Origin of the sequence: Sphingomonas sanxanigenens DSM 19645 = NX02, assembly GCF_000512205.2 — a bacterium.
GTDB classification, from domain to species: domain Bacteria; phylum Pseudomonadota; class Alphaproteobacteria; order Sphingomonadales; family Sphingomonadaceae; genus Sphingomonas_D; species Sphingomonas_D sanxanigenens.
Genome location: NZ_CP006644.1, coordinates 6,199,509 through 6,205,897 on the forward strand (window position 1 = coordinate 6,199,509; position 6,389 = coordinate 6,205,897).

Here is a 6,389-nt window from a genome sequence, read left to right on the forward strand (position 1 = left end):
GCTCATAAGGCTCCGTATCCTTCTCCCACAAGGGAAGAAGGTTCAGCCCAGCGCCGTCGCGATCCGCTCCGCCAGCCGCGTTGCGACCGCGCCCTTCGGCATCCGGTCCCAGCTCTCGACGCCATCCGCGGTCACGAGGTGCACGGCATTTTCCGTGCCGCCCATCACGTCGCCGGAGACGTCGTTGGCGACGATCCAGTCGCACCCCTTCTTCGCCAGCTTGGCGCGGGCATGCTCCAGCACATTGTCGGTTTCCGCCGCGAAGCCGACCACCAGCGCCGGGCGCCGCGGCCCCGCCGCCGAGACGCGCGCGAGGATGTCCGGATTCTCGGTGAGCGCCAAGGTCGGCGGCGCATCGCCGGTCTTCTTGATCTTGTGCTCCGCCGCCGCCTCGGCGCGCCAGTCGGCGACCGCGGCCACCATCACCGCGGCGTCGGCGGGCAGCGCGTCATCCACCGCCGCCGCCATCTCGCGCGCGGTTTCCACGTCGATTCGCTCGACCCCGGCCGGCGTCTCCAGGGAGACCGGGCCGGCGACCAAGGTCACCCGCGCGCCCAGCGCCGCCAGCGCGCCGGCGATGGCGAAGCCCTGCTGGCCGGAACTGCGGTTGGCGATGTAGCGCACCGGATCGATCGGCTCGCGGGTGGGGCCGGCGGAGACGACGATATGGCGGCCGTACAGCGCGCGGTGCGTATCGGGCGCGAAATCGGGCTGGCCGGGCAGGTCCTCGGCCCCGTGCAGCGGCGAGAGGCCGGCGCCGGTCGCCGTGGGCGCCGGTGCCCGCACAGTGCCCGCGAAATGCGCCTCGATCGCCGCCATGATCGCGCTCGGCTCGGGCAGGCGGCCGGGGCCGAACTCACCGCACGCCATCGGCCCCTCGTCGGGATCGAGCAGGATGATCCCGTCCGCCTTGAGTTGCGCGACGTTGCGGCGGGTCGCGGCGTGCTGCCACATGCGTACGTTCATCGCCGGTGCTGCGAGCACCGGCTTGTCGGTGGCGAGCAGCAAGGTGGTGGCGAGATCGTCGGCGATGCCGGCGGCCATCTTCGCCATCAGATCGGCGGTCGCGGGCGCCACCACCACCAGATCGGCCTCGCGGCTGAGCTGGATATGGCCCATCTCGGCCTCGTCCTTCAAATCCCAAAGGCTGGTATGGACGGGCTGTTCGGAGAGCGCCGCGAGCGTCATCGGCGTCACGAAATGCTGCCCGCCCGCGGTCACCACGCAGCGCACCGACATGCCCGCCTTGCGGATCAGCCGGATCAACTCGCACGCCTTGTAGGCCGCGATGCCGCCGCCGATGATGAGCAGGATCTTGCGCTGGGTCATTCATCAGGCTCCGTGGCCTTCTCTCTCGCGAACCAAGAATATTCCGCGAGCGGAAGGCCGTGCTTGTCGACATAGTCGTTGGAGGCCTGAAGTGAATGGCCGTTCTCGGCGAGCCAGCGCGCCTGCCAGTCAGCGGAGCGATCGGTCGGCGGGGTCTTGCGCTTGGTCATCGATCTGCCTCCCGAGGTTGCAGGCCTTTTTGCGATTAACCCGCGTGGACTGACTTGGGTAGCTTCGCTGCCGCAGATGAGAGCCGATCAGCCCCGTTCACCGAGCATCGTCCGAAAGAATGCCTCCGCGTCAGCCTTTGCCTCGGTGGACAGCCGGTTGGGGCGCTTCGCGAAATGTTGGTGGGCGGTTTCGAACTCCGCGTCGATGAAAACGCGGATCGGATCCGGCAGCGGGCCGGCGCCGAGTTCGCGCGTCACGGCCTTGCGCGCGATCAGTTCACCCGCGATCTTTTGCACCTCCGCCGGCGGCTCGCATTCATCGAGCAGGGTCGGGAAATGCATCGGCGCGATGCGCGCGTCGGGATGCAGCCGCAACCAGCGCAGCGCGGCGGCCGGACGCAGCGAATAGAACAGCTTCTTCAGCGCGACATGCTTGTGATCGGCGAAATAGGTGTTCCGCTGCCGCTCCCCCAAGTGGAGATAGTGCCGGGCGATCGCGACACGATCGGTATGTCGCTGCGCCGATGCGAGCATCCCGTCACGGAAGGACACATCGCCGCGATAGACGATCGGCGACATCAGCCACTCGATCACCACGGCATTGCCCTTGAGCAGCAGCTTGAGCGCCTTGCCCAGTTCCCAGCCGTTCACGTCGAGTTCGTCGATCAGCGGTGTCTCGATCACGTCGCGCTTCTGCCAGGGCGACAGATAGTCCTCGGCGCGTCGCACGAAGAGGAAGCGGCAATCATAGTCGCTGTCGGGCGAGGGAAAGCCCCAGGCGCGGCTGCCGCTTTCGATCGCGAGGCGGATGTCGACATGCTCGTCGGCCGTGATGACGTCGAGCCGGCCGTCGACCTCGGCCAGCTTCCCGCGATCGAACGCGTCCGGAATCGCCCGCAGCATTGTCGCGGGCGTCCCTATCCTGCCAGCCACATCGCCGCGGCGCCGACGGCCGCCGCGACCACGGCCACCACGCCATAGCGCCAGCCGCCGCCCAGCCGCACCACCTGCACCTCGGCGAGCGGCGGGGAGGGGGGTGCGGCGCCCGCGGGCGGGAAGCGCGCTTCGATGCGGCGGATGAGGTCGGGAAGGCGCACCAGCGTCGCCACATCCTCGCGCAGCCGGTCGGCGATGGCGGCTTCGGGGCCGAGTTCGTCGCGCAGCCATTGCTGGACGAAGGGGGCGGCAGTTTCCCACATGTTGATATCGGGATCGAGCGCGGTCGCGACGCCTTCCACCATGACCATCGTCTTCTGCAGCAGCAGCAGGTGCGGCTGGGTCTGCATGTCGAAGTCGCGCGTGATCGCGAACAGGCCGTCGAGTATCTGACCGACCGACAGTTCCTTCACCGGCCGCCCGCGCATCGGCTCGCCCACAGCACGCAGCGCCGTCGCGAACTCGGCGACATTGTGGTGCGCGGGCACATATTGCGCCTCGAAATGAATCTCGGCGACACGGCGGTAGTTGCCGGTGATGAGGCCGTAGAGAATCTCGGCCAGCCACAGCCGTGCGCGCCGGTCGATGCGGCCCATGATGCCGAAGTCGATCGCCGCCAGATTGCCGTCGGGCAGCGCGAACAGATTGCCCTGGTGCATGTCGGCATGGAAGAAACCCTCGGCGATCGCCTGCCGCAGGAAGGCGCGGACCAGCCGGTGCGCGAGCGCCGCGGGGTCGTGTCCCGCCGCGATCAATCCCTCGCGATTGGAAAGCTTGATGCCGTCCAGCCATTCGAGCGTCAGCACCTTGCCCGAGGTGCGCTGCCAGTCGATCGCGGGGATGACGAAGCCGGGCTCCGCCTGCATGCCTTCGGCCAGTTCGGAGGCGGAGGCGGCTTCGCGGCGCAGGTCGAGTTCGCGCGCGGTCCAGCGCTTGAAGGTGGCGATGACGAGGCGGGGGCGCAGTCGCGCGGGTTCGCCGCCCATCGCCTCGACCTGCGCGGCCGCCCACTCATAGGTGTCGATCGCGCGGGCGAAATCCTTTTCCACGCCGGGGCGCAGCACCTTGACCGCGACGTCGCGGCCATCGGTGGTGATCCCGCGATGGACCTGCGCGATCGAGGCGGCGCCGACCGGCACCGGATCGAGGCTGGCGAACAGATCCTGCCACGGCCGGCCGAAAGAGGCATGGATCTGCCGTTCGATGTCCGCGAAGGGCAAGGGCGGCAACGCATCCTGCAGGCGCAGCAGATCGCGCGCGGCCTCCTCGCCGACGAGGTCGGGGCGGGTGGCGAGCGTCTGGCCGAGCTTGATCGCGGCGGGGCCGATCGCCTGGAAGGCGTCCGCATAGGCGGGCTGTTTCGGCACGCGCGCGCCGAAGCGGGCGATGCGTGCAAGGCGGCGCACCGGCGGCGGGGTCAGCGGATCACGTTCGATGCCCTGAAGCGCGCCGTAACGCGCGAGGATGCGGCCCCATTTCAGGAGGCGCCAGACGTGGACGGCGGGGCGGGTCAAGCGGCTGCGCCTCCGGCGACGGCGCGAGCGGGAAGGAGGCGCATCAGATTTTCCAGCCGCTGTGGATCGCGACGAGGCCGCCGAGCAACGGCTCCACCTGCGTGCGCACGAAACCGGCCTTGCCGATCATCCCCTCGAAGGTGGGCATGTCGGGAAAGCGGCGGATCGATTCGATCAGATAGCGATAGCTGTCGGCATCGTTCGCCAGCAGCTTGCCGAGCTTGGGCACCATGTGATGCGAATAGGCGTCGTAGACCTCGGCGAAGCCGGGCCACAGCGTCGTCGAAAACTCCAGGCAGAAGAAGCGGCCGCCGCGCTTCAGCACGCGGTGCGCCTCGCCAAGCGCCTGCTGGATGTGGGTGACGTTGCGGATGCCGAACGCGATCGTATAGGCGTCGAACTGGCGATCGGAGAACGTCAGCGTCTCCGCATTCTGTTCGGACCAGACGAGGCCGGTGAGCCCCTTCTTCTGCGCGCGCTCCATGCCGACGGCCAGCATGTCGGCATTGATGTCAGACACGGTCACCTGCGCGCCCGATCGCTGGATGCGGAAGGCGATGTCGCCGGTGCCGCCCGCCATGTCGAGCACCTGTTCGCCGGCGCGGGGCTTCAGCCGGCGCACGAAGCGGTCCTTCCACAGCCGGTGCATGCCGCCCGACATGGCGTCGTTCATCAGGTCATAGCGGCGGGCGACGTTCGAGAAGACTTCGCCGACGCGTCCGGTCTTTTCCGAAGCGTCGATATTCTCGTAGCCGAAGGATACGGTGTCGGTCATCGCATGCCCTTAGCCGCGCGCGGGACGGGCAGCAAACCGAACCTGCGCCGGGCCGTTCCGCGCGATCGCGAATTGGGCTAAGCGGCTGCGGCATGCCTGAACTTCCCGAAGTCGAAACCACCGTCGCGGGCCTCCGATCGGTGCTGCTGGGCGAGCGGCTGGCGCGTGTCGAGCCACGCCGCGCCGACCTGCGTCGCCCGATCCCGGTCGACCTGCGTCAGCGGCTCACCGGCGCCACCGTCACCGCGCTCGGCCGCCGCGCCAAATATGGGCTGATCGACACCGATCGGGGCGACACGTTGATCTTCCATCTCGGCATGTCCGGGCGCTGGCGCGTCGAGCCCAAGGAGATAGGCCGGCACGATCATCTGCTGATCGAGACGGACAGCGGCAGGCGCCTCTCGCTCAACGATCCGCGCCGCTTCGGCTCGCTCGACATCGTCCGCACCGACGCGCTGGCGGACTTCGCCTCCTTTGCCGCGCTCGGCCCGGAACCGCTGGGCGACGGGTTCGACGCCGCGCATCTGGCCGACGCCTTCGCCGGGCGAATCGCGCCGGTGAAGGCACTGCTGCTCGATCAGCGAATCGTTGCGGGGCTCGGCAACATCTATGTCTGCGAGGCGCTGCATATCGCGAGGATCGCGCCGGACAGGGCGGGCGGGCTCATCCCGCGCGCGAAGCTGAAGGCGCTGGTCGTCGCGGTGCGCCAGGTGCTGGCGGCGGCGATCGCAGCGGGGGGATCCACGCTGCGCGACTATGCGCGGCCCGACGGCGAGCTGGGCTATTTCCAGAAGCAATGGCTGGTCTATGGCCGCGAGGGTGAGGCGTGCGCGTGCGGCACGATCGTCAGCCGGCGTGTCGATGGCGGGCGATCGACCTTCTACTGCGCGAAATGCCAGCGCTGATGGTTGACCGAATCTCCGAAAGCTGCTTATAGCGCCGCCTTCACGGTGCGGGTGCTTCCCGCGCCGCTTCCATTATTGCGAAATTTGAGGACGAGCATGGCGAACACGCCCCAGGCAAAGAAGCGTATCCGGCGCAACGGGCGTCGCGCGGTGGTCAACGGCAATCGCGTTTCGCGCATCCGTACCTTCGTGAAGAAGGTCGAGAGCGCGCTGACCGCCGGTGACAAGGCCGCGGCGGTCGCCGCGCTGTCCGAAGCGCAGCCGGAGCTGGCGCGCGGCGTCGCCAAGGGCGTGCTTCACAAGAACACGGCGTCGCGCAAGTTCGCGCGCCTGACCAAGGCGGTCGCCGCGCTCGGCTGACATCTTCGTCATTCGTTAATAATTAAGCCCGTCGGCACGCGCCGGCGGGCTTTTTTCGCATTTGCAGCATGGAATGCGCTGCGACGGTGCCTGTCACAAAGGCAATTCGATCGAATCCCGAAACCCTAGGATTTCCCGCGATTCGGGCGTCACCGATCCGAAACGCTAGTGAAATAATCTCGTGTTTTCAGCGGCATGAGACGGCATTCTAGGAGTTTCTAGGGGTTGAACGAGTCAACCGCCTTTATTTCATTTTTTTGACCGGGGTGCCTCTTGATCGGGGGTCGTTTGGCTCACAGAAATCAGATGTCCCCGCGGTAACGACTCACTTCGCGGGGGACAGCAGTATAGCGTGACAGGCTTTTCCGAGGGCGCAACCCTCGGTGGGGGAAGCTGTTGC

7 protein-coding genes are annotated in these 6,389 nt (G+C 67.7%); 2 read left to right on the plus strand and 5 right to left on the minus strand.

The window, feature by feature from the left end; all coding sequences use genetic code 11:
- Positions 1–42: 42 nt before the first annotated feature.
- From NX02_RS28625 to NX02_RS28640, 5 genes are all read right to left on the minus strand, one after another.
- Positions 43–1,329 (minus strand): bifunctional phosphopantothenoylcysteine decarboxylase/phosphopantothenate synthase, encoded by a 1,287-nt coding sequence (locus NX02_RS28625; RefSeq protein WP_025295585.1) that lies wholly within the window; start codon positions 1,327–1,329, stop codon positions 43–45.
- Positions 1,326–1,499 (minus strand): type II toxin-antitoxin system CcdA family antitoxin, encoded by a 174-nt coding sequence (locus NX02_RS31870; protein WP_084718154.1) that lies wholly within the window; start codon positions 1,497–1,499, stop codon positions 1,326–1,328. The genes NX02_RS28625 and NX02_RS31870 overlap by 4 nt, the downstream gene beginning before the upstream one ends.
- An 87-nt stretch (positions 1,500–1,586) precedes the next feature.
- On the minus strand, positions 1,587–2,402 hold the full coding sequence (locus NX02_RS28630) for a nucleotidyltransferase domain-containing protein (RefSeq protein ID WP_025295586.1): 816 nt from the start codon (positions 2,400–2,402) through the stop codon (positions 1,587–1,589).
- A 14-nt stretch (positions 2,403–2,416) separates the two neighbouring features.
- The gene (ubiB, locus tag NX02_RS28635) at positions 2,417–3,949 is read right to left on the minus strand and encodes a 2-polyprenylphenol 6-hydroxylase (RefSeq protein ID WP_025295587.1); all 1,533 of its coding nucleotides are present in this window, start codon (positions 3,947–3,949) and stop codon (positions 2,417–2,419) included.
- Between the two features lie 43 nt (positions 3,950–3,992).
- Positions 3,993–4,724: a class I SAM-dependent methyltransferase gene (locus NX02_RS28640; RefSeq protein WP_025295588.1), complete on the minus strand. Its 732-nt coding sequence runs from the start codon at positions 4,722–4,724 to the stop codon at positions 3,993–3,995.
- A gap of 92 nt (positions 4,725–4,816) precedes the next feature.
- On the opposite strand from NX02_RS28640, the gene mutM reads away from it, so the two are divergent.
- Both mutM and rpsT read left to right on the plus strand, forming a co-directional pair.
- Positions 4,817–5,629, plus strand: coding sequence for a bifunctional DNA-formamidopyrimidine glycosylase/DNA-(apurinic or apyrimidinic site) lyase (gene mutM / locus NX02_RS28645; RefSeq protein ID WP_025295589.1), 813 nt, complete (start codon positions 4,817–4,819; stop codon positions 5,627–5,629).
- Between the two features lie 96 nt (positions 5,630–5,725).
- Complete coding sequence (gene rpsT, locus NX02_RS28650) at positions 5,726–5,989, plus strand: 30S ribosomal protein S20 (protein ID WP_025295590.1); 264 nt, start codon at positions 5,726–5,728, stop codon at positions 5,987–5,989.
- Positions 5,990–6,389 lie beyond the last annotated feature (400 nt).

Excerpts from the sequence above, each read along its gene's own strand:
- rpsT (WP_025295590.1), top strand. The coding sequence starts at position 5,726 with ATGGCGAACACGCCCCAGGCAAAGAAGCGTATCCGGCGCAACGGGCGT.
- NX02_RS28630 (WP_025295586.1), bottom strand. The coding sequence starts at position 2,402 with ATGCTGCGGGCGATTCCGGACGCGTTCGATCGCGGGAAGCTGGCCGAG.
- mutM (WP_025295589.1), top strand. The coding sequence starts at position 4,817 with ATGCCTGAACTTCCCGAAGTCGAAACCACCGTCGCGGGCCTCCGATCG.
- NX02_RS28625 (WP_025295585.1), bottom strand. The coding sequence starts at position 1,329 with ATGACCCAGCGCAAGATCCTGCTCATCATCGGCGGCGGCATCGCGGCC.
- NX02_RS28640 (WP_025295588.1), bottom strand. The coding sequence starts at position 4,724 with ATGACCGACACCGTATCCTTCGGCTACGAGAATATCGACGCTTCGGAA.
- NX02_RS31870 (WP_084718154.1), bottom strand. The coding sequence starts at position 1,499 with ATGACCAAGCGCAAGACCCCGCCGACCGATCGCTCCGCTGACTGGCAG.